Origin of the sequence: Pseudomonas sp. C1C7, assembly GCF_013359595.1 — a bacterium.
Lineage (GTDB): Bacteria > Pseudomonadota > Gammaproteobacteria > Pseudomonadales > Pseudomonadaceae > Aquipseudomonas.
On sequence record NZ_JABFMP010000052.1, the window covers coordinates 1 to 26818 of the forward strand.

At 61.6% G+C, this 26818-nt stretch carries 23 protein-coding genes; 15 read left to right on the forward strand and 8 right to left on the reverse strand.

The genetic code is table 11. The features are described 5' to 3' along the window. Positions 1-183: 183 nt before the first annotated feature. The gene (locus HNO86_RS27660) at positions 184-1146 is read right to left on the reverse strand and encodes an SDR family NAD(P)-dependent oxidoreductase (RefSeq protein WP_175380106.1); all 963 of its coding nucleotides are present in this window, start codon (positions 1144-1146) and stop codon (positions 184-186) included. A gap of 800 nt (positions 1147-1946) precedes the next feature. Here HNO86_RS27660 and rfaH point away from each other — a divergent pair. The 13 genes from rfaH to HNO86_RS27730 all read left to right on the forward strand — a co-directional run bounded on the left by rfaH (position 1947) and on the right by HNO86_RS27730 (position 18771). Then, a complete protein-coding gene (gene rfaH / locus HNO86_RS27665; RefSeq protein ID WP_175380107.1) occupies positions 1947-2489 on the forward strand; it encodes a transcription/translation regulatory transformer protein RfaH in 543 nt (180 codons plus the stop codon). A gap of 142 nt (positions 2490-2631) precedes the next feature. Next, complete coding sequence (locus HNO86_RS27670; RefSeq protein ID WP_256672797.1) at positions 2632-3756, forward strand: outer membrane beta-barrel protein; 1125 nt, start codon at positions 2632-2634, stop codon at positions 3754-3756. A gap of 14 nt (positions 3757-3770) precedes the next feature. Next, on the forward strand, positions 3771-4304 hold the full coding sequence (locus HNO86_RS27675; protein WP_175380109.1) for a polysaccharide biosynthesis/export family protein: 534 nt from the start codon (positions 3771-3773) through the stop codon (positions 4302-4304). A gap of 2 nt (positions 4305-4306) precedes the next feature. Further along, a complete protein-coding gene (locus tag HNO86_RS27680) occupies positions 4307-6622 on the forward strand; it encodes a Wzz/FepE/Etk N-terminal domain-containing protein (RefSeq protein ID WP_175380110.1) in 2316 nt (771 codons plus the stop codon). A 139-nt stretch (positions 6623-6761) separates the two neighbouring features. Then, positions 6762-8153: an undecaprenyl-phosphate glucose phosphotransferase gene (locus HNO86_RS27685; RefSeq protein ID WP_256672798.1), complete on the forward strand. Its 1392-nt coding sequence runs from the start codon at positions 6762-6764 to the stop codon at positions 8151-8153. Between the two features lie 35 nt (positions 8154-8188). Next, positions 8189-9520 (forward strand): UDP-glucose/GDP-mannose dehydrogenase family protein, encoded by a 1332-nt coding sequence (locus HNO86_RS27690; RefSeq protein WP_175380111.1) that lies wholly within the window; start codon positions 8189-8191, stop codon positions 9518-9520. Positions 9521-9535: 15 nt separating this feature from the next. Further along, entirely contained in the window at positions 9536-11344 is a 1809-nt protein-coding gene (locus HNO86_RS30380; protein ID WP_256672800.1) for a WecB/TagA/CpsF family glycosyltransferase, read from the forward strand. Next, positions 11341-12453, forward strand: coding sequence for a glycosyltransferase (locus tag HNO86_RS27705; protein WP_175380112.1), 1113 nt, complete (start codon positions 11341-11343; stop codon positions 12451-12453). The genes HNO86_RS30380 and HNO86_RS27705 overlap by 4 nt, the downstream gene beginning before the upstream one ends. Then, positions 12450-13787: an O-antigen ligase gene (locus HNO86_RS27710; RefSeq protein WP_175380113.1), complete on the forward strand. Its 1338-nt coding sequence runs from the start codon at positions 12450-12452 to the stop codon at positions 13785-13787. The genes HNO86_RS27705 and HNO86_RS27710 overlap by 4 nt, the downstream gene beginning before the upstream one ends. Next, complete coding sequence (locus tag HNO86_RS27715) at positions 13781-14716, forward strand: glycosyltransferase family 2 protein (protein ID WP_175380114.1); 936 nt, start codon at positions 13781-13783, stop codon at positions 14714-14716. Before HNO86_RS27710 ends, HNO86_RS27715 begins: the two co-directional genes overlap by 7 nt. A 51-nt stretch (positions 14717-14767) precedes the next feature. Beyond that, positions 14768-16186, forward strand: a complete 1419-nt coding sequence (locus HNO86_RS27720) for an oligosaccharide flippase family protein (protein WP_175380115.1) — start codon at positions 14768-14770, stop codon at positions 16184-16186. 40 nt (positions 16187-16226) lie between these two features. Continuing rightward, positions 16227-17282 carry a UDP-glucose 4-epimerase GalE gene (gene galE / locus HNO86_RS27725; protein ID WP_175380116.1) on the forward strand — a complete coding sequence of 352 codons (1056 nt, stop codon included), beginning with the start codon at positions 16227-16229 and terminating at the stop codon, positions 17280-17282. A gap of 13 nt (positions 17283-17295) precedes the next feature. Next, positions 17296-18771: a family 16 glycosylhydrolase gene (locus HNO86_RS27730; protein WP_175380117.1), complete on the forward strand. Its 1476-nt coding sequence runs from the start codon at positions 17296-17298 to the stop codon at positions 18769-18771. 119 nt (positions 18772-18890) lie between these two features. Here the strand turns inward: HNO86_RS27730 and HNO86_RS27735 are convergent, their stop codons facing one another. After that, on the reverse strand, positions 18891-19679 hold the full coding sequence (locus HNO86_RS27735) for a DeoR/GlpR family DNA-binding transcription regulator (RefSeq protein ID WP_175380118.1): 789 nt from the start codon (positions 19677-19679) through the stop codon (positions 18891-18893). Positions 19680-19767: 88 nt separating this feature from the next. On the opposite strand from HNO86_RS27735, the gene HNO86_RS27740 reads away from it, so the two are divergent. Next, positions 19768-19944, forward strand: a complete 177-nt coding sequence (locus tag HNO86_RS27740; protein WP_175380105.1) for a hypothetical protein — start codon at positions 19768-19770, stop codon at positions 19942-19944. 18 nt (positions 19945-19962) lie between these two features. Further along, positions 19963-20877: a serine hydrolase gene (locus tag HNO86_RS27745; RefSeq protein WP_256672807.1), complete on the forward strand. Its 915-nt coding sequence runs from the start codon at positions 19963-19965 to the stop codon at positions 20875-20877. A gap of 50 nt (positions 20878-20927) precedes the next feature. Here the strand turns inward: HNO86_RS27745 and HNO86_RS27750 are convergent, their stop codons facing one another. The 6 genes from HNO86_RS27750 to tssF form a co-directional block, all read right to left on the reverse strand. Then, complete coding sequence (locus HNO86_RS27750; protein WP_175380120.1) at positions 20928-21596, reverse strand: ATPase; 669 nt, start codon at positions 21594-21596, stop codon at positions 20928-20930. Positions 21597-21823: 227 nt separating this feature from the next. Beyond that, entirely contained in the window at positions 21824-22987 is a 1164-nt protein-coding gene (locus tag HNO86_RS27755) for an OmpA family protein (RefSeq protein WP_175380121.1), read from the reverse strand. A 15-nt stretch (positions 22988-23002) separates the two neighbouring features. Then, positions 23003-23449 (reverse strand): type VI secretion system baseplate subunit TssE, encoded by a 447-nt coding sequence (gene tssE, locus HNO86_RS27760; RefSeq protein ID WP_175380122.1) that lies wholly within the window; start codon positions 23447-23449, stop codon positions 23003-23005. 3 nt (positions 23450-23452) lie between these two features. Further along, complete coding sequence (gene tssJ / locus HNO86_RS27765; RefSeq protein ID WP_175380123.1) at positions 23453-23989, reverse strand: type VI secretion system lipoprotein TssJ; 537 nt, start codon at positions 23987-23989, stop codon at positions 23453-23455. After that, positions 23970-25061 (reverse strand): type VI secretion system baseplate subunit TssG, encoded by a 1092-nt coding sequence (tssG, locus tag HNO86_RS27770; RefSeq protein WP_175380124.1) that lies wholly within the window; start codon positions 25059-25061, stop codon positions 23970-23972. Before tssG ends, tssJ begins: the two co-directional genes overlap by 20 nt. After that, positions 25025-26794 carry a type VI secretion system baseplate subunit TssF gene (gene tssF / locus HNO86_RS27775; protein WP_175380125.1) on the reverse strand — a complete coding sequence of 590 codons (1770 nt, stop codon included), beginning with the start codon at positions 26792-26794 and terminating at the stop codon, positions 25025-25027. Before tssF ends, tssG begins: the two co-directional genes overlap by 37 nt. Positions 26795-26818 lie beyond the last annotated feature (24 nt).

Below are 26818 nucleotides of genomic sequence, written 5' to 3' on the forward strand. Positions count from 1 at the left end.
CCGCACGGCGCTGCGCGCCTAACCCCCGGATGAACGCCTCCACTCAGCCTGCCGACGGGGCGGGTGGATCAAGATCAAAAGCCAAAGCAGTCCCGTGTAGGAGCTGCCGAAGGCTGCGATCTTTTGATCTTGAAAGATCGCAGCCTCGTTTCACTCGTCAGCTCCTACACCGCCCCCCCGGTTCTAGATGCCGTAGAACCCGCGATACCATTCCACAAACCGCCCCACTCCCGCCTCGACACTCACCTGTGGCCTGAAGTCGATCCACTCTTGCAGCGCCCGGGTGTCTGCCCAGGTCTTGAGTACATCACCCGCCTGCATCGGCAGGTAATTGCGCTGCGCCTTCATCCCCAATGCCGTCTCCAGGCACTGAACAAAATCCATCAACGCCACAGGCTCGCCACGCCCGATGTTGAACAGCCGGTTGCAACCTTCCTCGGGCGGACGCGTGCGCAAGCGCGCAATGCTTTCGACGATGTCGTCGATGTAGGTGAAGTCCCGCGCCAGCTCGCCCTGGTTGTAGATATCGATGGGTTGGCCCTTGAGCATCGCGTCGGTGAATTTGAACAGCGCCATGTCCGGCCGACCCCAGGGTCCGTATACGGTGAAGAAGCGCAGGCCGCTGGCCTTGATGCCGTACAGATGGCAGTAGCTGTGGGCCAACAGTTCATTGGCGCGTTTGGTGGCGGCGTACAGGGAAACCGGTTGTTCGACGGGGTCTTCGACGCTGAACGGCAGTTTGCTGTTGGCGCCGTACACCGAACTGCTCGAGGCATAGATCAGGTGTTCGGGTCGATGGTGGCGACAGGCTTCGAGCACATTGAGGAAACCCACCAGATTCGACTGCCCGTACACGTCGGGACTGTCCAGCGAATAGCGCACACCGGCCTGGGCTGCCAGATGCACCACTTCGCTGAAGCGATGCTCGGCGAACAGCGCCATCAGCGCCGGTTTATCGACGATGTCCATCTGCTGGAATCGAAACCCCGGCACCGACGCCAGCTCTTCGAGTCGTGCGCGCTTGAGTGCGGGATCGTAGTAGTCGTTGAGGTTGTCGATGCCGACCACTTGATGGCCGTCCTCGCCCAGACGTTTCGCCGTATGAAAACCGATGAAGCCGGCAGCGCCGGTGACCAGAACGGTCACGAGCCGGTCCCCGGCGCGCTCACGCCAAGGGTGATCCGGATAGGTTGCGCAGTCGTCTTCATAATCAGCTCCGTCGGTCAGCCAGAAGTCCTGGATGAGGGGTGTGGCGTTAACTTATAGACCCGTGTATGCAACAGGGCCAGATCCATTTATCCTTTAAGTTAATGACATTGCATGTTAATTACATCGGGATGAATATACAGTGACGACATATTGACGCCACTTGTCCTCTGACACTAAGTGGGCGACTCCAGAACGCTTAAAAAGTTTAATTAAATCGATGAAAAAATTTTCATCCTTCAAAACAATCGCTTGCCGGACAGCAAAAAAACTTCTGGATAAAAGGCATTCATTTTGACAGGCAATGTTTGACAGGTCTCTCGGACTGGCACATAACTGTGACCGGCCTGGCAAAAACAGGCTCACATCGGAGCACCAGTCGGCGTTCGCCGAACCAAGGGAAACACTAATGTAGCTATCGAGTTAAGGGCCCGGATAACACGGACCGTGCGGTAGCTTTGGCCTGGACAAATACGTCGATGAACACTCAAGTTCATTTGCCTGGATATTGGGCGTATCACTCCTGCATAACGATCGGCCTGTACTTATGTGTCTTGCGACAATGAGCATCCCGATCAAGACCCGAGCGTAAAGTGCTTCATTATTGATACACACTTTCGCCTATAAAAATAATTGCGCCGGGTTCACTGCCTCCACCACTGCCTAGCAAGCCTGAATGCGTCGGTCCGCCCAGAACGGGTAACGGCGCTCAACTTTCGCTAAGTACGGAGTTTGCAAGCATGCTAACTAACAGCACCGATGGCTCTAGTTGGTACCTGCTCCAGTGCAAACCGCGTCAGGACGACCGGGCACAAATCAACCTGTTGCGACAGAGCTACGACAGCTTCCGACCGCAACTCACGACCGAGCGCCTGGTTCGCGGCAAACCGCAGAAAGTCTGCGAGTCGCTGTTTCCGGGCTATCTGTTCATTCGCTTGAGCCAGGATGACAACTGGGCGCCGATCCGCTCCACCCGCGGGGTCAGCCGATTCGTCGAGTTCAATCGCGGCCCCGCCGTGGTTGCCGATGATGTGATCGAGCATCTGCGCATGCGCTGCCTCACCCTCGAATCGTCAGATATGACCGAACTTCAACCCGGCCAGACATTGCAAATAACCCGGGGGCCGCTGTCGCCTCTGGAGGGTGTCTTTTTGTCGATGATGGGTGATGAGCGGGTCATGTTATTACTTCAGTTCCTGAATCGGGAACAGTGCATCACTGTTCCGCTCAGCGATCTGGAACCTCATAAAAACAATAAAAACGCCAGCGTACAAAACGCCTGAACATAGTCCATCGAAGGCATTGAAACCGGCCCTTATATCCATATAACCAGTCCCGCCTACAGCGCCGGTTATCGCACCTTGGCACCCAATTTTCGGGAGCAATGACATGGTCATAAAGCCCTTTAATCACTTCACGCTTATTATGGCCACGCTATACCCGGGATATGCCTGGTGCCTCGATCCTCAGAACATTGACATCTATGGGTTCAACTTCACGCCGATACTGTTTATCTCGGAAAGTTACGACGATAACTTCCGCGAGCTTGAGCACAATGTGCAATCGTCCATGGTCACGCGCATCATGCCCACCTTCGAGCTCAAGGCCGAAGATCGCAACAGCGCCACCCGCCTGATCTGGCAACCAAGTCGCAACATCTATCACGACGAACCGGACGCCTCCTTCACCGCCCAGCGTGTGCAACTGGCGAGCATCATGGAGTTCACCGACCGCCATCGGCTCAAACTCGAAGGGGAATGGCGCAAGTACGAGCGCACCACCGACACCGCGGTGGATGGCGTCAACGACAAGATCCAGAACAGTCAGGTCAACGGGCTGTACACCTACGGCGCGCGCAGTGCCGACAACCAGCTGGAGTTCGGTGCCAACTACGCACAGCTGCGCTACGACAATTCCGGGGGGATCAATGACGACAAGGAACGCAACACCACCGCACTGACCAGCACCTGGTACCACCGCATCGGCAGCAACACCCGCGGTCTGCTGGAGTACGACCACAAGATCTTCGACTACGTGCAGTCGGGCAACCCGCGCAGCAGCAAGTCCGATGCCCTGCTGGGCGGTGCCGAGTGGGACTTCACCGCCCGCACCAAGGGCAAGGTCCGGGTCGGTTACGAACGCAAGAACTTCGATGACAGCGAATCGAAGGACCTGAACAACCCGACCTGGCAGGTCGACCTGCAATGGAAACCCCGCACCTATTCGACCTTCACCTTCCTGGCCCGCCAGGCCATGGCCGAAGGTGACGACGGCTCGGATGCCGTCAAGGCCACCTTCACCCAGCTCGGCTGGCGCCATGGCTGGACCGAGCGCATCACCTCCGTCGCCGAAATCGGTGCAGGACGCAACGTATACGAAGGTCAGGACCGCACCGACGATCTGCGCGAATACCACCTGGGCGTGATCTACGAGATGCGCCGCTGGATGGACATCGAAGTGGGCTATCGCTACCGCGACAACGACTCCGATGCCGACGACGAAAGCTACAAACGCAACGTGTTCCAGATCAGTTTCAACATCAGTCTCTGAGGAGATTTGCGATCATGAATATGCGCATACCCGGCCTTTTGCTCATGCTGTGCCTGCTCCCTGTTGCCCATGCGGGCGATCCTGGCACCCAGTACAAACTGGCGGCCGGTGACGTGTTGCGCATCACGGTGTTCGGCGAACCGGAGCTGAGCCTCAAACGAATCCGCCTCAACGACGCTGGCACCTTCTCCTATCCCTTCCTGGGGGAAATTTCCGCCAAGGGCCTGACCCCCAATCAGGTCGAAAAGATCATCACCGACGGGCTCAAGCAGGGTTACCTGGTCGATCCCAAAGTCAGCCTCAGCCAGATCGAGTACCGCGCCTTCTACATCAACGGCGAGGTGCAGAAACCCGGCAGCTATCCCTTCGTGCCGGGGCTGACCCTGGACAAGGCCATCGCCCTGGGTGGCGGCCTGACCGAACGCGCCTCGATCAAGCGGGTGACGATCGTGCGCGGCGACGGCGGCCAGACCCTGACCGACAACATCACACGCAGCACCGTGATTTCTCCCGGTGACACCATTTCCATTGCACAAGGCTTTTTCTAATCATGGACAACAGCCCTAGCACCTACGTCGAACGTCCGCTTCAGGCGCTTGCCCCCGCGCAGCACCACCACATTGAAGAAAAGGACACCATTGATCTGCTCAAACTGTGGAGAGTGATCTGGCGCGCCAAATGGAACATCGGCTGGCTGGTGCTGCTGTGCAGCGCGCTGGCCGTCGCGGTGGTGTCGAGCATCACCCCGCAGTACATCGGCAGCACCACCCTACTGATCAAGGACACTGCCCCGCCGCCGCTGAATTTCCAGCAGACGGTCGACAAGGGCGGGCCAACGCCCGATTACCTGCAGACCCAGCTGGCGCTCCTGCAATCGCGGGACCTGGCGGAGCGCGCGGTGCGAACGCTCAAGCTGACCACCAACCCGCTGACGGATCCGCGACAGCAACCGCAATCCTGGTTCAAGCCGCGCCAGTGGCTGGCGGATCTGAACGCCGGCCATTGGCTGCCGGGGCTGGGGTTCCTGACGCCGATGCCGGCCAATCCCAGCGAAGCGGACGTGTTCAATCTGGTCACCCAGGACTTCATGCGCCGCACCAGCGTCAAGTTCGTCGGCAAGAGTCAGTTGATCGAAATAGAAGTGGAGTTGCCTGACCCGCAACTGGCAGCCGCCGCCGCCAACGCACTGTCCCAGGGTTTTCTCGACAGCCAGTTCGACACCAGCCAGAAATCCGCGCAGACCACCACCAGCTGGATGAACACCCGTCTGGTGGAGTTGCGCGACAACCTGCGCAAGGCCGAGGACAAGCTTCAGGCTTACCGTGAGGAACAGGGCCTGGTGGATGTCGACGGGGTCTCGACCATCAGTGCCAATGAACTGCAAATGACCGGCAACCGCATGATCGACGCCCGCCGTGATCGCGCCGAGGCCGAAAGCCAATACCGTCAGGTCCAGGGTCTGAGCAATGGCGACCTGAGCCGACTCTCCAGTGTCCCCGCCGTGCTGAGCAACCCGCTGGTGCAACAGTTCCAGGCGGAACTGGCCAAGGCGCAAGCCAAGGTCGAGGAACTGTCGGGGCGTTATGGTCCCAAGCACCCTTCCCTGATCTCCGCCCGTTCGGAGCTGCGCACTGCCACTGAGAGCTTGCGTATCCAGGTCCGGCAAGTGATCGCCGGCATCGAGCATCAGTACCAGCTGGCGGTGGCCAGCGAAGATGCCCTGCGCAAATCCTTCAATACCAACAAGGCGCAGATCCAGGACATCTCGCGCAAGGAGTTCCAGCTGCGCGAATATCAACGGGAAGTCGACACCAGCCGCGCGCTGTATGAAACCGTCATCACCCGGCTCAAGGAAACCGCCGCCACCTCGGACATGGACTCGACCAAGGCACGGATCGTCGACCCCGCCATCGCGCCGATCGAAGCCAGCAAGCCGCGCAAAACCCTGATCGTGGCGATTGTCGCCCTGGTCGCCGCGGTGATCGGCGTGGCCCTGGCCTTCCTGTTCGACGCCCTGAACAATACGTTCAAGACCGATGACACCATCGAAAGCACTCTCAACATTCCGCTGCTCAGCGTGGTGCCGCTGGTGGCGAAGAAGAGCCGGCGGCAACTGGCGCGGCTGTTCGACGACAACGACAACCCGCGTTTCTCCGAAACCATCCGCAACCTGCGCACCTGGCTGATGCTGCAGGAAAGCGAAGCGCCTTCGCAGGTGGTGCTGGTGACCTCCACCGTCCCCGAGGAAGGCAAGAGCACCATCGCCAACAACCTCGCCAGCTCGCTCACCTCGCTCGAACGGGTGCTGCTGATCGATGCCGACATGCGCCAGCCCACCCTCTCGCTGAATTTCGACTTCCCGCCGCAAAGCCCGGGCCTGGCGAACGTGATCGCCGGCACCGCGCGGCTGGAAGACTGCATTCGCACCGTGGGCAATCTGGACATGCTGACCGCCGGGCATTTCGCCTCACCCGCGGATGATCTGTTCAGTTCACCGCGCCTGACATCGCCGCTGGCTCAAGGCGATCCGCTGCGCCAGCCGCCACCCCAGGACCTGCTCAGCTCGCCGCGCCTGGCGCGCATGCTCGAAGTGCTCAAGACCCGCTACCGGCACATCATCATCGATTCCCCACCGGCGGAAATGGTCAGCGATGCGCTGCTGCTGGCCCAGCATTCGGACGCGGTGATCTACGTGGTCAAGGCCGACAGCACGCCGGTCGGCCAGGTACAGAAGCACCTGGCGATGCTTCAACAAAGCCACGCACCGGTGTTCGGCGTGGTGCTCAACCAGGTCGACCTGCGCAAGGCGCGCAAGTATGGCTACAGCTCGCAGACGTTTCACGATTACGACTTTGCCACGCGCTGAATCGGGGTCACCCCGCCCCGTGTAGCAGCTGGCGAAGCCTGCTGCTACAGGGTCCGCGGTACGTGCCTTACCTCACTCAACCCGATCCCCGCCGCCAGCCTCGCTGGCGGCGCACGCCCCACTGTTCAGAGATTGAGCCATGACTCCACAAATCACCCATCAAATGGCGAACCGCCGAGGGCTCACCTTCTGGGGGCAGTGGCTGTGCGCGATGGTGCTGGTCAACCTGCTGCTGATGCTGCTGGTGTATTGGCGGGTTGGCAGCCTGACCAGCGAATACCGTGTGCTGATGACCCTGTCCGTGCTCGGCTCGATGCCGATCTACAGCGCGATGCAGGTCTATCACAAACGTCATGGCCTGCTGAACGGCCTGGGGCGTTTGCTCGCCGGCTGGCTGATTCTGCTGGCGGTGTTGATGGCCATCGCCTTCATCACCCAGACCAGCGTGCGGTTTTCCCGGCAGGTGATCATCGTCTGGGCGGTCATGGGGTTTGTGGTGCAGGCCTTGAGTTTCGTGCCGCTGCACTGCCTGGCGCGATTGCATGCGCGCAAGCTGTGCAACCAGCGCCGCTCGATCATCATCGGCACCTGCCCCACCGCCGACGAACTGGCCAGAAAACTGATCAAACCCGAACACGCGCGGGTCCTGGGTTTCATCGCCACTGAAGATCTGCAAGGTCCGGCGCCCAGCGTCCTACCGTTGCTCGGCCGGGTGGCGGAGATCCGCGAGATCATCTCCAACATGGACGTGCGCCGCGTCTACATCGTCCTGCCGATGGCCCAGGCCGACCTCATCGAGGCACTGTACATAGACCTGCTGGACATGAACGTCGACGTGGTCTGGATCCCGGACCTGGGCAGCATGGTGCTGCTCAACCAGTCGATCTCCGAAATCGAGCGCATGCCGGCGATCTACCTCAACGAAAGCCTGATCAGCTCGCACCCCGGCAGCCTGCTCTGCAAGGACCTGCTCGAACGCAGCCTGGCCGCCATCGCGCTGCTGATTCTGAGCCCCCTGCTGATCGGCGTGGCGATTGCGGTCAAGGTCACCTCAAAAGGCCCGGTGCTGTTCAAGCAGAACCGTCACGGCCATGACGGCGAAATCATCCAGGTGTGGAAATTCCGTTCGATGCGCGTGCACGACGATCGAGAGGTGCGCCAGGCCACCCGTGACGATGACCGCGTGACCCCGCTGGGGCGCTTCCTGCGCCGCTCCTCCATCGACGAACTGCCGCAGCTGTTCAACGTGCTGTTCGGCCAGATGGCCCTGGTCGGCCCGCGCCCCCATGCCGTCACCCACAACCTTTATTACACCGGCAAGGTCCGCGCCTACATGGCCCGGCACCGGCTCAAGCCCGGCATCACGGGCCTGGCGCAGATCACCGGGCATCGGGGCGAAACCGAGACCGTGGAAAAAATGCAGATGCGCGTCGCCCAGGACCTCAACTACATCAACCAATGGTCGCTGTGGCTGGACATCAAGATCATGGTCAAGACGCCCTTCACCCTGTTTTCCAAAGACATCTACTGACGTGGATCAAGACCACTTTGCCCGGGGGTTTTCCAATGAATGTAAGCGTATTCGGAATTGGCTATGTCGGCCTGGTCCAGGGGGCGGCGCTGGCGGAAGCCGGCCACAACGTGCTGTGCGTGGATGTCGACGCCGGCAAGGTGCAGGCCCTGAAAGACGGCACGTTGCCGCTCTATGAACCGGGCCTGAAAAGCCTGGTACGGGAGAACTACCAGAGCGGACGCCTGCAATTCGACACCGATCTTGAGGCCGCCGTGCACCACGCCCAGTTGCAGCTGATCGCGGTCGGCACACCACCGGACGAAGACGGCTCGGCCGACCTGCAATACGTGCTGAGCGTGGCGGACACCATCGCCCGGCACATGCGGCGCTACCAGATCATCGTCGACAAATCCACCGTGCCGGTCGGGACCGCCGACCGGGTGCGCGCGCACGTCAGCCAGGTGCTGGCCGATACCGGGCGCAAGGATCTGACCTTCGATGTGGTCTCCAACCCGGAGTTTCTCAAGGAAGGCTGCGCGGTCGACGACTGCATGCGCCCGGACCGCATCATCATCGGCACCGACAGCCCCGAAGCCGAGGCGGTCATGCGCGAGCTGTACGAGCCGTTCAATCGCAACCGGGAAAAAATCGTGGTCATGGACGCGCGCAGCGCCGAACTGACCAAGTACGCCGCCAACTGCATGCTGGCGACCAAGATCAGCTTCATGAACGAGATGGCTAACCTGGCGGAAAAACTCGGTGCCGACATCGAAATGGTGCGCCACGGCATCGGCTCCGATCCGCGCATCGGCTACCAGTTCATCTACCCGGGGCTGGGCTATGGCGGCTCGTGCTTTCCCAAGGATGTGCAGGCGCTGATCCGCATCGCCAACGGCGTCGACTATGACGCCCGGGTGCTCAAGGCGGTCGAGGCGCGCAACAACGAACAGAAAACCACGCTGTTCAGCAAGATCTTCGATCACTTCAACGGCGCACTGCGGGGCAAGACCTTCGCCCTCTGGGGCCTGAGCTTCAAGCCCAATACCGACGACATGCGCGAAGCCCCCAGCCGGGTGCTGATGGAAGCCTTGTGGAAAGCCGGCGCGAGCGTCCAGGCGTTCGACCCCAAGGCCATGGAAGAAGCCCAGCGCATCTACGGTTCGCGCGATGACCTGTTGCTGACCGGCACCAAGGAGGCGGCGCTGAAAAACGCCGACGCGCTGATCATCGCCACCGAATGGCAATCGTTCCGCGCGCCGGATTTCGACCTGCTGGGCGAACGCCTGGCGCAGCCGGTGATTTTCGACGGGCGCAACCTGTATGACCCCCAGCGCCTGAAACATCGTGGCTTCACCTACTACTCCGTGGGCCGACAGACACTTTGATGAAGGAATCCGGCAATGATCAGGCTCAAACTCGTCGAGCAGTTCACCCCCGATCTGCTTAAAAGCAACACGGCTTTTTCCTTCATCAACTTCGCGTCCATCGGCAGCTTGCTAGATCGCAATGACGACAGCTGCATCAACTACTTCTGCGACGGCATGCTGCTCTCGACCTTCATGTCGCGCATGACCGGCCAGCCAATAGAGAGGGTCAGTTTCGACTTCACCTCCATCGCCGATCCCGTGCTGCGCAGCGCCGAACAGAGAGGCCTGCGGGTGTACTTCGTCGGTGCCCGGCAGGTGGAACTGGACCTGTTCCTGCACAAGATTCGCGGTCGGTATCCGCACCTGAGAATCGCCGGCAGTCACAACGGTTACTTCGATGCGGCCCAGGCGCTGGAGATTCAGGCCGACATTCGCGACAACACCACGGACATCCTGATCACCGGGCTCGGCGCCGGCTTGCAGGAGCAGTTCGTCGAGCAGGCCTTGAACCTGGGCTACACCGGCGTCGCTTTCACCTGCGGCGGCTTCATCCGCCAGGAAGCCACCGCCACGCTCAACTATTACCCCGAGATCATCAACCGCCTGCACCTGCGCGCGTTCTATCGCATGTACCGCGAGCCGCACACGATCCGGCGCTACCTGTTCAACTACCCGAGCAACTTTGTCCGGCTGTGGGCGCTGATCGCCCGGCGCAAGGTGACCGTCGACCTGCTGCGCCCCGAAGGCCGGGAAGCGAACATGAAGATCCTGTTCATCCTCAAGGACTTCACTCCCGGCGGTGGCGTCGAAGGCGTGCAGCAGCGGCTGGCCGGGCAATTTCTGCGTGAAGGCCGGCAGGTCGGATTCTTTGTCATGAACGGTGATACACCGGAGCAGGAAGGCGCGACGTTTTTCCGCGGCGCGGGCGAAGGCCTCACAGGGCTGTTCAAGTCCATCCTCATGCTGCGCCGGATCATTCGCAGCGAAGGCGTGACTCACCTGATCGCCGCCAAGGAGCAGGCCAATATCTGCACCTGGTTTGCGACGCTGAACACTTCCTGCCGGGTGATCTACGCCCGTCACGCCGCCCTCGATTGCGCGGAACAGAAAACCGGCCCCACCAGCCTGCGTCTGCTCTATGCCCTGTACCTGTGCGGCAGCGGCAAGGTGGTCGCGGTCTCCAATGGCCTGCGCCAAGGTCTGGCGGAGCTGATGCCCTGGGGTCGTCAGCGCATCAGCTACTGCCCCAACGCCGTGATCACCGAATCCATGCTCAGTGCCGCGCAGGCCCCCTTGCCCGAAGGGATACCCGCCAGCTACTGGCTGGGCGTGGGCCGACTGGTGCAGCCCAAGGGCTTTCATCTGCTGCTCGATGCCTACGCGATGGCGTTGGCCGGCACGCAGCCAGTGCCGGATCTGGTGATCGCCGGCGACGGCCCGGAGCGCCAGGCACTGATCGAACAGGCACACCGGTTGGGCATCGCCGAACGTGTGTACTTCACCGGTTTCCTGAGCAACCCCTACCCGCTGATCCGCCATGCACGGCTGCTGATCCTCAGTTCCTTCCACGAAGGCTTGCCCACGGTGCTGATCGAGGCCCTGGCGCTGGGAACGCCGACCCTGGCCTGCGATTGCGGCCCCGGTCCTCGGGAGTTGCTCGACCAAGGCCGGCTCGGACGTCTGGTCAAGGTCAATGACGTGCCCGCACTCGCTGAAGGCCTGCTGCAAAGCCTGAGCGCCGACGCGGCCGCCACGCCCACCGGGCGGGTCGCCGAGGAAGCGGTCAAGCAATACGGCAGTCGTCAGGCCGCCGCAGCCTACTATCAGGTATGGAACCAATGAAGAAGCTGCTGATCATCCTGCATGACCTCAGCGCCGGCGGTGCGGAGAAAATGATGGCGCGTCTGGCGGGCGCCCTGGTCGATGCCGGCAACGACGTGACGCTGTTGATGCTCACCGGCGGCGGCGTGAATGCCCGGGGCCTGGACCCACGCGTCAAGCAGGTCGAGTTGAACAGCGGCCGCAGTGCCAACGCCGTACCGGCCCTGGCGCGCTTTCTTCGACAAAACCGCTTCGATGCGCAACTGGCCGCCCTCACCCACGTCAACGTGATCGCGATTGCCGCCGCCGCGCTGTCCGGCACCCTGTCACGGCTGCACGTCAGCGAGCGCAACGCCTTCTCCCACGACAAGCACGTCAACCCGTCGTTGCGGGTGCGCCTGGCCTACGAGGTGGCGCCGCTGCTGTACCGGCTGATCCCCAACCCGGTGATCTGCGTATCGCGAGGGGTGGCCGAGGATCTGGTGGACACCACCATCGCCCGCGAACGGGACGTCACCGTTGCCGACAATCCGGTGCTGGACGATGACTTTCACCACCGCCCGCCCGCCGCTGCGGAGCATCCCTGGTTGCAGGACAAGACCACGCCGGTGGTGGTCGCCGTCGGGCGTCTCGCCCTACAGAAAGGCTTCGACACCCTGATCGAGGCCTTCGCCCGGCTGCCGGATCGCACGACGCGTCTGATCATCTTCGGTGAAGGCTCGCTCAGGGCGCAGTTGCTCGAGCAGGCCCGCGCACTGAGCGTCGAAGACCGCATCGACCTGCCGGGCTACACCGGCGATCCCATGGCCCAGGTCGCGGCGGCCGACTGCTTTGTGCTGTCGTCGCGTTTCGAAGGCAGCCCCAATGCTTTGGTCGAGGCCCTGGCCACCGGCACGCCGGTGGTCGCGACCCGCTGCCCTCACGGCCCGCAGGACATTCTTCAGGATGGTCTCGTCGCGCCGCTGGTGCCGGTGGATGATCCGGCGGCGCTGGCCCTGGCCATCAGCGATCAACTCAACGCCCCGGTCGACACCCGACGGCAGATCCGCATCGACGCCGCCGCCCGCTTCATGAATGGCCGGGCGGTGCAGACCTACCTCAGCGCCTTGCTCGGGAGTCCGTCGCCATGAACTCGTTACCCGTGCGCTACACCACGTTGCGCGATCTGTTCGCGCTGTTCGGCGTGCTGTTTTACATGCAGGTGATCGCATTCTTCACCAGTCTGGGCAGTGCTTCGAGTCTGGACGATGCCCAGCGCGATCTGGAAGGCAACCTGGTCAATCAGGTCTGCGGCCTGATCACTCTGCTGGTGCCGCTGTTCTTTTTCATCCGCCACAAGGTGTTCCTCAGCAAATGCTTCTACCGGCAGAACGCGTTTTTCCTGCTGTTCGTGCTGTGCATCGCCGCGTCGATCAGTTGGTCCCACGACCCGATGCTCAGCCTCAAGCGCTTTGTCGCGTTGATGAGCGTGGTGTTTTTCGGCGGCTACATCGCCTACAACTACAGCCTCGAAAAGATCAGCTTCGTGCTCGGCTGCACCATCGGCGCGGCGGCGTTCATCGGGCTGATCTGCGCGCTGATCCTGCCGGACATCGCCTTCATTTCCGGCGGCATTCGCGACGGTGCGTTCAAGGGGATATTCCCGGAGAAAAACGCCGGGGCGCGGATCAACGCCATCGCCATCGTGTTGCTGCTGCCGATGATCCGTCGGCGCAACCCCTGGGCGATGTTCAGCGCCCTGTGCTCGCTGGTGGCCATCGGGCTGGCGCAATCGGCCACGGGGCTGGCGCTGATTTGCGCGGGTGCTGCGAGCTACGGGTACTTCCTGACCATGATCCGCCTGCGCATCAACCGTTCGCTGCTGGCGTTCTTCGCCGCGACGGTGTTGTACGGGCTGATCTGCGCCTTTCTCTACGGCAACTACACGCTGCTGCTGGAGATGCTCGGGCGCGACCCGACCCTCACCGACCGCATGCAGATCTGGGAGCTGCTGGCGCCCTTCATCGATGCCCAGATACTCAGGGGCTACGGTTTCGGTGCCTTCTGGTCGAGCCCCGATGCCGACGCGTTCATCTCGCGCTGGGGCTACATCGGCAACGCCCACAGCGGCTACATGGAAACCCTGCTCAACGGCGGCATGCTGCAGTTGATCGCGCTGGGGCTGATGCTGGCCGAAGCGCTGGTCAAGCAGTACCGCGCCGTGACTGCAGACCAGTCGGCGCAGTATCGGGCCAGCGCCCTGGTGATCATCGGCCTGTTCATCGTCACCAACTACGTGGCCTACGTGATCCCCAACTACCGCTCCGCCGAGTTCCTGGTGTTCTGCATCCTGGCCCTGTCCTTCCGCCATCACCACGTCAGGCACGGCGTTGCCAGTCGACGCGTTGAGCCCCGTGCAGCGCAACAGAGCGTGTTCAATGGCGCGACCGCCCGGGTCGTGCCCAAGGAGAAAAGCCCATGCTGAGCAGCAAACCTGCGACGCCCGCCTCGGTGTGCGTGGTCATTCCGATGTACAACGCCGCCCGCACCATCGAAAAGACCCTGGCGTCTCTGATACAACAAACTTGCCAGCCCGATCGGGTGATCGTGGTCGATGACGGTTCCAGCGACGACTGCGCGCAACGGGTCCGGGACTTTGCCGCGCCTTTCCCGCTGACCCTGTTGCAGCAGGCCAATCAGGGCCCCGGCTGCGCGCGCAACAAGGGCGTGTTTGCCGCCCGGGAAACCTTCATCGCCTTCCTCGATGCCGATGACGAGTGGCATCCGCAGAAGCTTGAAAAGCAGTTGGCGCTCTACGATCGCCTGACCGCCGAGGGGCGCTCGGTAGGGCTGATCGATTGCTATCAGAAGAGCGTGTTCAGCGACGGCCACGAGCAACTGGAAGAGCGTCGCAAAAGCGGCGACCACTTCGCCGACTTCATGCGCGAGAACGTCATCAACGGCACCTCCGGCGTGCTGGTGTTGCGCGAAGCGGTCTGCGCCCTGGACGGTTTCGACCAGTCCCTGCGTTTTGCCGAAGACCGCCTGCTGTGGACGCGGATCGCCGAGAGCTGGGAGATCCACACCGTGCCGCAGATCCTGCACCGGCGTAACGTCGACAGCGGCAACATCACCGCGCAACCGCAGAAGTATTACCCGTACAAAGTCCGCTTCATCGAGCTGTATCTGGCGCGCTATGGCGAACGCTTGACCCGGCAACAGCGCATTTATTTCGTGCTGGCCAACCACGCCGAGTTCCTCAATGCGTTTTCCCGCAGCGGCGATCACGCCCAGGTGATCAAGGTGTTCGGGCAGATGCTCGGTCATTCCTGGCAGACGCTGATTTTGTTCAACGGCAAGCCGACCCTGCGCTACCTCTACGCGCGCTTCAGAACGCTGCTCAAGCATTCCTGAACCGACGGCTCCTGAAACCGTGCTCCTGAACGTTCCGCCGGGCTCAACCCTATGGCCAATCAACGTCTCATCACCCTGACCTGGATCTTCACCGAGAAATTCGGCCTGATCTTCCTGTCGATGATCACCTTCGTCATCTATGCGCGGCTGCTGTCGCCGGAAGAACTGGGCGTGGGCACGGTGATCATTGCCATTGTCGAGGTGATCGGCATCCTCTACTCCTCGGTGCTGGAAGATCCGCTGGTGCGGCTCGAGCGCCTGGACGAGCGGCGCATCGCCACGGCGTTCTGGGCGGCGGTGCTGGCCAGCCTGGTGTCGATCGCGATCATCAGCGGCGTGGCGGTGCTCTGGCTCGATTCTGCCAATCTGCAATGGATGACCGCGGTGGCGTCGGTGAAGATCCTGTTCACCATGATGGCGCGGGTGTACGTGGCGCAGATGCGTCGCAGCAGCAATTTCCGCATGCTCGCTTCGCGCACCCTGCTGGGCAAGATCTTCGGCGGCGTTGCCGGCATCGCCGTAGCGTTCTGGGGATTGGGTGCCTGGGCGGTGATAACCCAGGCGCTGGTCATGGAACTGGTGTCGATCGTGGTGCTGATGAACGGCGACCGGCGCCGCCTGCCGATGGTCATCGACGGTCCGTTTCTGCGGGATCTGCTCAAGACCGGCCTGCCGGTGGCAGTCAACACGCTGAGTTCGCAGACCCTGCAGCGCGGGGTCAACGTGGTGCTGGGCATCACCGCCGGCACCCACGCCGTCGGCATGTTCAACCTGGCGATGCGCATCATCGACCTGCCGCGCACGGCGTTTTACAACGGCCTGATGAGCTACGCCCTGCCGGCGTTCGCCAGGCGCCGCGCGGAACCTGCACGACTGATCGGCTTCATCTGCGACTCGACGGCCGTCAGCGGCTTTCTGCTGACCCCGGTGTTCATCGGCATCGCCGTCACTGCCAGCGACATCATCCTGCTGATCTTCGGCGCCAAGTGGGTCGATGCGATCCCCCTGCTGCAGGTGCTGGCCTGCACCGCCGCCATCGGCAACACCGCGATGTACGCCACCACCGCGCTGGTGGCGGTCAACCGCACGCACCTGACCTTAAAGGCAGAAGTGGGCACGACCTTACTGGCGCTGGCGCTGGTCTATTTCCTGGGCCCGTTGTACGGCGCCATGGCCGCCGCCCTCGCCTTGCTGCTGCGGATGGTGATCGTCACACCGCTGCAGATTCGCGGGCTGAAGGCTGCCATCGGCTATGACTGGCACGCATTTTTTGCCTCCAGCTACCGCAGTGTCACGGCCGCGCTGGTGATGACCGTGCTGGTGCTGTGGCTGATGCCGCGCTTGCAGGTGCACGGCTTTGTCCATCTGGCCTGCAGCATCGGCATCGGCGCGCTGACCTATGCGCTGGCCTACAGCCTGCTGCACCCGCGCTGGCCACAGGAATTCAAGTCGGTCTTCACCACCCGCTGAACCCATTTCCCCGCAATCTCTCTGTGACAGGACGCCCATCATGCGCAAAACCACGCTGATCACTGGCGGGGCCGGTTACATCGGCTCCCACACCGTACTGACCCTGATGGACGCCGGCCACTCGGTGGTGGTGCTCGACAACCTGTGCAACAGCTGTCGGGAGTCGATCCACCGGCTTGAGCAACTGACCCACAGCAATGTCGATTTCATCGAGGGGGACGTGCGCGACAGCCTGTTGCTCGACGAGATTTTCGACACCTACGACATCGATGCGGTGATGCATTTCTCCAGCCTCAAATCCGTGGCCGAAAGCGTGCGCAAACCGCTGGAGTACTACGCCAACAATGTCGCCGGCACCCTGAACCTGTGCCAGGCCATGGCCCGGGCACGGGTGTTCAAGCTGGTGTTCAGTTCGTCGGCGACGGTCTACGGCGACCCGGCGCAAATCCCGATTGCCGAGGACCTGGGCACCGGCAATCCGGTCAATCCCTATGGGCGCAGCAAGCTGATGATCGAAGAGCTGCTGCAGGACCTGGCGCTGTCCGAACCACGCTGGAGCATCGCGCTGCTGCGCTACTTCAACCCCATCGGCGCCCACGAAAGCGGCCTGATCGGCGAAGACCCTCACGGTCGGCCCAACAATCTTTTGCCCTGCCTGACCCAGGTCGCCATCGGGCGGATTCCCGAACTGACGGTGTTCGGCAACGACTACCCCACGGTCGACGGCACCTGCGTGCGCGATTACATCCATGTGGTCGATCTGGCCGAAGGACACCTGAAAGCCTTGCAGATGCTGCACTACAGCCCGGGCGTGAACATTTGGAACCTGGGCACCGGCACCGGCTACAGCGTGTTGCAGATCATCCACAGTTTCGAAGACGTGACCGGGATCAGGATCCCCTACCACTTCGCCCCGCGCCGTGCCGGGGACATTGCCCAGTGCTGGGCCGACCCCAGCAAGGCCGAACGCGACCTGGGCTGGCACGCGCAACGCAACCTGGAGCAGATGATCGCCGACACCTGGCGTTGGCAGTCATCCAATCCCTTTGGTTACCACTCCCACCCATCCATGCCGATAGCCATGGCCATGAAATGAATGGAGCCTGCCCATGATCAGGGAATGTCTACTGGGTCTGTTGTTGATCAGCACCGTGTTCGAAGCATCCGCCGCACCCTCGCAACCAACCACCGAGGGCCTGGTGATGTGGCTCGACGCCGCCGATGCCTCGAACGTCAAGCGTAATGAACAGGGGCGTGTGACGCGCTGGCAGGACAAGTCCGGTCGCGGCAACGACGTCAACGCGGACAATGTCGCGACCAGCGCGTTGCCCGAGTACGTCAGCAATGCCCTCAACGGCCACGGCGTGGTGCGTTTGAGTGGCACGGCGGCGTTCAGTGCCGATGCCCTGCGCGCGGCCAGAGGTCCGGTGACGCTGTTCGTCGTGTCGCGACGATTGCCGGAACAGGCCGGCGGCAAGGCCTGGCAGCGGTTGTTCAGCTCGCGCCCGCAGATGGCCGATAACGACAACGTGGCGCCGAACTTCGGCCTCAGCGTGCAACAGACTACCGCCTATGAACCCGCCCTGGCCTTCCTCGAAACCAGCGACGTGCCCATCGGCCCGCTCGCCGTCGGGCGCAATGTGGTGGGGACCTCGGAAATTCTGCGGGGCGACATCGCTGAAGTGCTGGTCTACGACCGCCCGCTCGCCACTCAGGCCGAGCGCCAGGCTGTGTTCGAGTATCTGACGCAGAAGTGGAAGGTTGCCGCCCCGCAGCAAACCAATGCCTGGACCCGCACCGGCCCCCTCGGCCCGCTGCCACAGCGGACCAATCCCGACCTGCCGCTGTCCGATCAGGCCAATGTTGGCCAATGGCGGCCGGACCCGCGCTTCACCGACGACTTCAACGGCAGCACCCTCGACCCCGAACGCTGGCACGTCAACAACGCCACCGGCACCGATTCGCTGGGGCGCAAGCCGGCGCTGTTCCTTCCCGAGAACGCCACGGTCAACGATGGGTATCTGAACATCGTCTTTCGCAAGCAGACCCTGCCCGAAAAATACGTGCGCCTTGGCTACAAGGACTACAGCAGCGCCATGGTCCGCACCCTCGAACGTGGCGACTACGGCTACTACGAAGCGCGTGCCAGACCGATGAATTCGGCGGGTTCCAGTGCGTTCTGGCTGGCCTGGACCGGCCTTGCGGACAACGCCACGGAGATCGACATCTTCGAAATCGGCGGCAAGACCAAAGATGCCAAATTCGACCGTATGTACAACATGAACGCCCACGTCTGGGCCACCCCGACCAGCAACGCTCACCTGGCTGAAGGCAGCACCTGGACCAGCCCGTGGCGCTTTGCCGAGGATTTTCATGTGTATGGGCTGGACTGGCAGCGGGATACCTTGCGCTGGTATGTCGATGGGGTGTTGGTGAGGGAGGCGAAGAACAGCCACTTCTTCTTTCCGATGCAGATCGTCTTTGACAGCGAGGCGATGTGGGACTGGTTTGGGGTGGTCAATGATGCGGACTTGCCGTCGACCTTCAGTGTGGACTACATCAAGGTTTGGCGGCGGGGCAACTAGCAATCGCGAGCAGGCTCGCTCCCACAGGGGATTTGGGATGTACCCGATTTCTGGTGCAACACAAAACCAATGTGGGAGCGGGCTTGCTCGCGATGAGGCCCGTACATTCAACACAAACGTCAGGTATCGACCTGCACCACCTCAATCCCCATCATCCGGTAATCCTCGACATTCCCCGACGCCACCTGCCGCTCGGTGATCAGCGCATGCAATCGCGTGCAAGGCGCGACCACGAACGGCTCCACCGCCCCCAGCTTGTCCGCCGTGGTCACGGCAATCACCCGGGCCGCGCTGTCGAGCATCGCCTGTTTCACCGGCACTTCATCAAAATGCAGGGAGCTGATGCCCACTTGCGGATGGATCGCGCAAACTCCGGTGAACAACAGGTCGGCCTTGATCCCTTCAAGCAAACGCAGGGTTTCATGGCCGCCGGCCGACATGGTCGCCGGATTGACCTGCCCGCCCGCCAGAATCACTTTCACTCCCTTGTACTCGGACAACGTGATCGCCGTCATGGGCGATGCCGTGACCGCGGTAATGCGAATATCCGCCGGCAACGAGCGCGCGATCTGCAAGGTCGTGGTGCCGGAGTCGAACATCACGGTCTGGCCGTTCTCCACCCAACTGGCGGCCAGTTGCGCCAACCGGGTCTTCACCTCGTCGGTTTCGCTGACGCGGGTGAAGTAGTCCTTGCCGGTGTCCTTGGGCCGCGGCAGTGCCCCGCCGTGCACCCGCTGCACCAAACCGGCGGCATCCAGTTCGGCCAGATCACGGCGAATGGTGTCTTCGGACACGGCGAAGTGCTGGCTCAACTCCGAAGCCATGACCTTGCCGTCGCGTTCGAGAATCAGGAGGATTTTCTGCCGGCGCAGATGAGGAAGCTCTGCCGGAGAATGCTGCTCGTGCATGTTTTCGCCCGTTTATGCATGAAATTGCGTGTTCGTGCGAGATTAGCCAAACCATTGGGCAAACACAAACCGCCCTTCGCGCAAAAGCGTGCCAGGTATCATTTCTTTCGATCTTTCAAATCAAGAAGCGGAATTTTTTATTTGCCCTGCCGCTGTTCAAAATGGCGCCATCAAAAATGTACTGGATGGAGTCGCCATGAATCTCAATTTCGCTTTCGCCTGCATGATCGTGGTCTCGTTCACCATCGCCCTGGTGCACACCTGATCGGCAAAACCCGCTACTCTGCAGGCCCCCTCCCGGCAGAGTCGCACCATGGTTTTCGCCCTTGTCGCCAACGGCACCCTTGTCACGCCCGCTCAACCCGCTACAGCAGTGCCCTGGTGGAGCTTCGGCAAAACCGTGATCGCCGCCACCGCCCTGACCCTGGTGCGCGATGGTTTGACCGGTCTTGATGACGCCGTAGCCGAAGGGCCTTTCACCCTGCGTCAGCTGCTGCGCCATGAAGCGGGACTGGCGGACTACTCCGAACTCGCCGACTACCACGCCGCCGTCGCCCGCCACGACGCCCCCTGGCCCGCCGATGATCTCCTTGAACGCCTCGATGCCCGCCGGCTGCGCTACACGCCGGGGGATGGCTGGCGTTATTCCAATGTCGGTTACCTCTACGTCACGCGGCTGATCGAGCGTGTCACCGGTCTTGCGCTGGAAGAAGCCCTGACCCGACAAGTATTCACCCCCCTCCACCTCTCCCGCGTACGCCTGGCCAAAACCCGCGCCGACCTGCAAGGCGTGGAGATGGGCAGCGCGCCAGACTACGACCCGGGCTGGGTCTATCACGGCCTGCTGGTCGGCCCGCTCGATGAAGCGGCCTTGTGCCTGGATCGCGTGCTGAGCGGGGCCCTGCTCCCTCCGGAACTTCTGCGCGAAATGCAGACCGTCCGCCGACTTGGCGGAGCGATTCCCGGGCGTCCATGGGCCACGCCGGGGTATGGGTTGGGGTTGATGCAAGGTGGGGAAAGCGGCGGGCTGATGTTAAGCGGGCATACGGGCGTTGGACCTGGCAGCGTGGTGGCGGTTTATCGCTGTGTGGACGGGGACAAATCGGCGAGTTGCGCGGTGTTTCACCCGGGCGGGAATGAAGGGGCCGTCGAATTCGAAGTGGTGCAACGCCTATCTACGGCCCTACCCCACCTTTGAAAACACCACCCGTGCAGGAGCTGCCGAAGGCTGCGCCTACAGGGATTGAGTCAGTTGCTGGCTACGTGGTCGGCAGTGCCCGAAGTCATCAGCACTTTCAACGAGGCATCGAACTGCTTCAACGCATTGACCTGCAACTCGGTCTGCTGGTTGATCTGCGCGGCGATCTGCGGTGCGGCCTTGCCCTTGATCCACACCGACGGCATCTGCTGCGACCGTGAGCCTTCGGCCTGGCCGATGTATTGCAGGTTGGCGTCATAGAATTTGGCCATGAAGCGCGCTTCGACCTGGTTGTTGCGCTTGGACACCAGACGGCTGTAGGTGTCGAGCATCACCACCACGTCCGGATGGGCCTGCACCGCCGCGTCGAGGCTGTCGTAGACGGTCACAGACGCGAATTGCTTGTGCAACGAGCCCATCAACCAGTTGATCGCCCGCTGCGGATCGGAGCTGTCGACGAACGCCTTGGCGATCTGCTGATTCATCTCGGGATTCTTCGCGCCATTGACCGCCACCGCGTGGTAGTTCTCCAGGTACTCCTGGGTCCCCAGGGTGTTTTCGCTGTAGAGCACCGCCACGGTTTTCGCCTTCTGCAAGCTGGTGCCGCTGTCGGCGATGGGCAGGAAATGGCACGCGGGATCGGCGGCAACAGCCGGAGCGGCAATGGCAACGCTGGTGCTGAACACGGCGACAAAAGCCAACAGGGTCGAAATTTTCATCGCGCTGATTCCTTCAAAGGCGAGATCGATATGAAGCTATCTTCCTCTGATGACAGAAAAACAGAACTTGCATTCTTTAATGATAGATATCGAGTAAATGAATGGTTGCTATTGACGCGGCTCTGTAGGAGCTGACGAGTGTAACGAGGCTGCGATCTTTTGATCTTTGAAAGCAAAATCAAAAAATCGCAGCCTTCGGCAGCTCCTACACAGGAATATGCAGCTTTTCAGGCCGGTTGCCCGCATGCCCCCGCTTGCGGCACCAGGCTGATATCGACACGGCGATTGGCAGCACGTCCGGACTCAGTGTCATTACTGGCGATGGGTTGATTGGCGGCAACGCCTTGCACAGCAAAGCAGCTATCGGGAATGTCGCCCATGCGCTGCATCCAGCCGCGCACGGCCGAGGCGCGGGCGTGGGACAACTGGCGGTTCTGTTCAGGATTGCCGCGATCATCGGAGTGCCCGCTGATGACAATCAGCCAGCCTGGCTGGGCCTTGATGTCGATGAGCGCGCTGATCAGGACTTTGGTCGAACCCGACTTGAGCTCGGCGCTGCCGGCGTCGAACAGCGCCAGGCTGTCCAGGCGCACGGAAGCGGGAATCACCGGTTCCTGTTGCAAGACGCTCGCCAGTCGTTGCCGGGACTCATCGGAGGCGCCCCACCAGAGCCCGCCAACCAGAACAATCAACACCGCCATGGCCCCCAACCATGGGCCGTGACGCCGGGGTTGTGCGATGGGCGGCGCAGGCTGGGCAGACCAGATCACTATAGGAGACAAGACAGGAGACAAGACAGGCGATAAAACAGGCGCCAAGGATGGCGCAATGGGCGCTCTCGCCGGCAACAGCATGGGAATGCCCGCCGTGCTGTTTCCTTGCAAGCGGTGCGTCAGGGCCTCGATCAGTTGCCGCAGAGACTGCAACGCAGGCAGGGAAAATTGAACCTGACGATCCAGACGCAGCTGCATGCGCAGCAGTTCGGTATCCACCTGTGCCAGCGATGGCTGACTCCTGGCGTCCATTGGCAGGCTGCGCAATGTAAGTTGCAGCTGGTGAAACAGCCAGCCCAGGATCTCCAGGCGCGCAGATTCCATGGCCGGCCACAGATTTGGCCATTGGCTGGCCAACGCATCCATCAGCGCCAACCCCTGCACCATGCCCTCCAGCCCCTGACGCTGACTACGCGCCAAGGTAAACGCCGCCGCCGATTGCAAGTCCGCGCCATTATTCTGAAACAGCGCCAGGCACCACTGCTCCACCCTGCCCCAACAGACGTCCGGACAGGCCGGGTGATTCAACTTGGCCAACTCTTCGCACAACGCGACAAACTCACTGAAGTGGCGCGGATCACCGCCCACGCGCACGCGCATCTCAAATAACGCCGTCATCAGGCCTCCTTTGCCTTACAGGTTCGATTGCGCCAGCCAGTTCTGGCGCTTGAGGTGACGCACCAGGACCTTGCCCTCGGGCGCCAGGGTCGTGCCGAAGTTCACCTGTCTGCCGCTGCGCAACTGCGCCTCCATCGCATACTCCAAATGCCCCGGCTGAACCTGCGGCAGCAACTGGATGCTGACGGTCGCCAACCTGGGTTCGTACTTGAGCAAGGTGTCTTGCAAGGTCTGCATCAATGTATGGGCCGTTGCCGGCAGCCCTTCCAGAATCAGGCCCATGTCCGTCAGGCCGTAATCAGGCAGATGCGCGAGTGAGCCGGCACGGCTGTCGAGGATGCGCTGCACGTTGTCCAGCACCGACAGCGTGTACTGGTCCTCTTCGCTGACTTGATGCAGGTCCAGGCCACCGTTGAAGTTTTGCAGGAGCATTTCGTAGAGCGAAGGATTCAAATCAGGCATGGGTCACTCCCCGGCCAGCGCACGCAAGGTCAATCGGTTGTCCCCCAGCTCGATGACTCGCGCCCGATCCGGCTCCAGGTCATCGCGGGTCAGCGTCAGGCGCCAGGTATTGCGTTCAGTATCGGGCTGGCGAAACAACGCGACCACCGTGACAGCCTGCGCATCCTTGTCCATCGGCACGCTCAGTTGCGCGCCTTCACCCGGCTTGACCACCACCGCCTGCGTGTCCAGCAGATCGCTGCCGAGCACCCGGTCGTCGTCGCTGAGCAAGTTGTCATAGCTGGCCTTTTCCATGACCTTGCCATTGCGCAGCTGGTAAACGCGCACCAACGTAGGGACCGACAAGCCGCTCATGTCCGTGACATGGGGGTTCATCGCGACCCGGGAGCTGATATCCAGGTGCAGGGTTTTCACCTGCTTGTAGAAAATCCCGTGTGCGGTGGATGCGGTGGACTCGGATACCGATTGGGTGAGTCCGCAGCCGGTCAGCAAAGTGCTGAGTGCGGCAATCATCAGTGAGTTAGAAACGGTAAGCGTCATCCTGTACTTCCTTTTTTTCGGGAATGGGTTCCAGGCCTTGATAGCGGCCCAGGTTGATGGTGATCGTGTCGTGTTCAGTTTGCCGCCAGGCACCACTGCCCAATACACCAGTCATGCCCAGCAAGACGGGCTCGCCGGCCAAAACCGGTTGCGGCAAGCTACGCAGGGGGAGCGACAGCTGCAGCCTGGCAGTGCAGCGCCAGCCCAGATACACCCGCAATAGCACCAGCAGATCCAGGTACAACTGCCCCCCCGGCAACCAGCCCCGGGCCTCTTGCGGATCCTCGGTGAACAGCGCCAGATGCAACTGGCTATTGGCGTCTTGACCCGTGGCGCCAAGTGGCGTGCCCTGAGACAGGCTCACCGGGTGTCGCGTGGACAGGCCGGCGGCGCGCACCAGGGCGACTTTCAGCGGGCAGTGCGGTGTCACCCGCGCCCGGGTTTGCGGTGCCAGCAGCGTCACCAGGGCTGTGATGCCCTCGGCGTTGCGGGTCGGCAGCTGCATCACGCTCAGCAGCGCCAGAAACCGCGATATCGGCGTGGCAATCTGCTCGGCGGTGCCGGGAATACCCAAACCGATCAGGCCCAGCAGGCACTGCGAGGTCTTATCGGCACCACCCGCTTCGAAGGTGGCCGGGTACGAATACTTGCGCCAGATCCGATAAAACTGGGTGAAGACCCGATGGTTGAACACATCGAGGAAGCCCTCCAGTGCTTCATGCCCCTCCCGACGCTGGGCGATGTCATCCACAAATGCCGACGGCAACGGCGAATCCACGCCATACAACCCCAACAGGCGTGTACGCACCGTCGCCGGCCGCAGCGGATGGTTGTCGTCGGTTTCGATTGCCCGCAGTTCACCCGCGGGAAACCCCATGCCGGGATCAGGCCTGAAACGCACCGGGTCATCGGCCGGATGGGCAGTGCTGCCCAGGGGCGGATGGTCGGGTACTGCCTGCTCCAGCAATTGGCAAAAGCGATACAGGTTGGCCTCGGCCACCTGTCCCTCCAGTGCTTGCAGCAATCCACTGGCTTTCAGCCGGGAATACGCTGACTGTGATTCTCTTTCCATCGCACGCATTTCCCGGAAGGTTGAAAGATCAGCGTGAGCTGGTTGAACAGATGGATGTCGGCGTACAGGCTGAAGAAGCGATGGAGCATTTCGCCGAACAGGCTCATGTCGCCCTCGCCGCAAAAGCCATTGGCATCGAGGGTCACGTCGATGCCCACGCCGCGCAGCAGAAAGCCTTTTTCGAATCGCTGTAACAGGTGGTGCTTGACCTCGACGATGGCGGCCAGACGCCGACGATTCACTTCACTGCCCGTCCAGTCATACAGCGCCAGCGTGCCGCGCAGCACTTCAGCGTTGTCGAGCAACGGTAGGAAATTCGAGCCCAGATGGCTGAGCACTCGCCAATGGAAACGGTCGCGGTTCGGTGGGTAGCACGGTAGCGTGGGCTTGCACAGGTTGCGCACCCGCAGACCGATACTCGAGGATTGCACCAGCGTGTCGAGCAAGGTGCTTTGCAAGGCTTTGCGCGGCAGTTGGCCGTTGGTGGCGGTCAAGCTCAGCGACAGGCTTTTGTCATTGCGTGCCAGGTCTTGGTCAAAGCCCTCGCCACCGAGAATCAGCCAGGTGTCGTGCAGGCCATTGGCGCCCTGCTTCAGCCGGGTATGGAAATAACGTTCCGGAGATTCGTCGCGCAACATGCCGCCCTTGTGGCGGAAACTGCTGAACGGCACATAGTCCTGGCGTTCGCCATTGTTCGATGCAGAGACCTGATCCACCGAATAAATCTCGGTATGACCGTCCTGCAAACGCCTGGGACGAAGCAAGTAGTCAGTCTGCAACGGTTGCAGCGTCAGTGGGTCGGACTCCAGGGTGAACAGATTGATCACCGGTACCGCGTGCAGGCGAATGTGCTGGGTGCTCAGGTTGAATGCCTGGGGCCACGGTTCGCGCAACGCCACCTCCAGTTCGAACCAAGCAGCGCCAGGCTTGATGGTGAATTGCTCCAGCCCACGCAGGTTCACGAACATGAACTTCTCGCGGAAATTAAAATACTCCAGCAGCAACTGATAGCCGCTGAAGGCGCTGTCGCCCTTGGGCCACAAACGATCCTCATCGGCGAAGCCCTTGGGCGAGAAAAAGCCCTCCAGCGGATATCGCTCGCCATCCTCTGGCATGCGCACATACAAGGCATCCGCCTTGAGGGTCAGTGCCTTATGCAATGCACTGGCCATTGGCGCGTCGGCATTGAGGTACAGCGGCAGGAAACTGAAGTCGATGTCGCTCCACTTAACCATCGCGCTGCGAGAAAAGCGCAGTCGCAGCAGCGAGCGCCCGTCTGGCTCGTGGTCCAGTCGCACCGAATCCAGGCTAATCGGCCGCAGTGTCAGATCCTGAGTGGTGGTGTACCGGCACTGGGTGCGTTTCGGACCAATGGGCTGCGACAGCACCTCAAAGCCTCTGCCGATCACTTTGCTGCACTTCATCTGCCCCACATCCGGCGCCAGTTCGACAATCGACAGCGATGGAATCGTGCGCAAGTAATGCGGCCACAGCAGACTGACCAGGCCCTCGGTCAACTCCGGCAAATCATCGTCGAGCTTTTCGCGCAAACGCCCCATCAAAAAGGCAAAGCCCTCGAACAGACGCTCCACATACGGATCCGGTTCACCCGGCTTGTCCAGGTTCAGCTGCGCCGCGCGGTCCGGAAAGGCTTCGGCGAATTCCTGGCCGGCCTCACGCAGGTAGCGCATTTCGGCGTCGAAGTAATGCAGTGTCAGATTTTCCTTGTTCACACTATCTCTCCTGATAAATGAGGG

What these genes read in the sequence shown, in the direction of transcription:
- rfaH (WP_175380107.1), top strand. Translation starts at nt 1,947, where the DNA reads ATGCTAACTAACAGCACCGATGGCTCTAGTTGGTACCTGCTCCAGTGC.
- HNO86_RS27670 (WP_256672797.1), top strand. Translation starts at nt 2,632, where the DNA reads ATGGCCACGCTATACCCGGGATATGCCTGGTGCCTCGATCCTCAGAAC.
- HNO86_RS27675 (WP_175380109.1), top strand. Translation starts at nt 3,771, where the DNA reads ATGAATATGCGCATACCCGGCCTTTTGCTCATGCTGTGCCTGCTCCCT.
- HNO86_RS27680 (WP_175380110.1), top strand. Translation starts at nt 4,307, where the DNA reads ATGGACAACAGCCCTAGCACCTACGTCGAACGTCCGCTTCAGGCGCTT.
- HNO86_RS27685 (WP_256672798.1), top strand. Translation starts at nt 6,762, where the DNA reads ATGACTCCACAAATCACCCATCAAATGGCGAACCGCCGAGGGCTCACC.
- HNO86_RS27690 (WP_175380111.1), top strand. Translation starts at nt 8,189, where the DNA reads ATGAATGTAAGCGTATTCGGAATTGGCTATGTCGGCCTGGTCCAGGGG.
- HNO86_RS30380 (WP_256672800.1), top strand. Translation starts at nt 9,536, where the DNA reads ATGATCAGGCTCAAACTCGTCGAGCAGTTCACCCCCGATCTGCTTAAA.
- HNO86_RS27705 (WP_175380112.1), top strand. Translation starts at nt 11,341, where the DNA reads ATGAAGAAGCTGCTGATCATCCTGCATGACCTCAGCGCCGGCGGTGCG.
- HNO86_RS27710 (WP_175380113.1), top strand. Translation starts at nt 12,450, where the DNA reads ATGAACTCGTTACCCGTGCGCTACACCACGTTGCGCGATCTGTTCGCG.
- HNO86_RS27715 (WP_175380114.1), top strand. Translation starts at nt 13,781, where the DNA reads ATGCTGAGCAGCAAACCTGCGACGCCCGCCTCGGTGTGCGTGGTCATT.
- HNO86_RS27720 (WP_175380115.1), top strand. Translation starts at nt 14,768, where the DNA reads ATGGCCAATCAACGTCTCATCACCCTGACCTGGATCTTCACCGAGAAA.
- galE (WP_175380116.1), top strand. Translation starts at nt 16,227, where the DNA reads ATGCGCAAAACCACGCTGATCACTGGCGGGGCCGGTTACATCGGCTCC.
- HNO86_RS27730 (WP_175380117.1), top strand. Translation starts at nt 17,296, where the DNA reads ATGATCAGGGAATGTCTACTGGGTCTGTTGTTGATCAGCACCGTGTTC.
- HNO86_RS27735 (WP_175380118.1), bottom strand. Translation starts at nt 19,679, where the DNA reads ATGCACGAGCAGCATTCTCCGGCAGAGCTTCCTCATCTGCGCCGGCAG.
- HNO86_RS27750 (WP_175380120.1), bottom strand. Translation starts at nt 21,596, where the DNA reads ATGAAAATTTCGACCCTGTTGGCTTTTGTCGCCGTGTTCAGCACCAGC.
- HNO86_RS27755 (WP_175380121.1), bottom strand. Translation starts at nt 22,987, where the DNA reads ATGACGGCGTTATTTGAGATGCGCGTGCGCGTGGGCGGTGATCCGCGC.
- tssE (WP_175380122.1), bottom strand. Translation starts at nt 23,449, where the DNA reads ATGCCTGATTTGAATCCTTCGCTCTACGAAATGCTCCTGCAAAACTTC.
- tssJ (WP_175380123.1), bottom strand. Translation starts at nt 23,989, where the DNA reads ATGACGCTTACCGTTTCTAACTCACTGATGATTGCCGCACTCAGCACT.
- tssG (WP_175380124.1), bottom strand. Translation starts at nt 25,061, where the DNA reads ATGGAAAGAGAATCACAGTCAGCGTATTCCCGGCTGAAAGCCAGTGGA.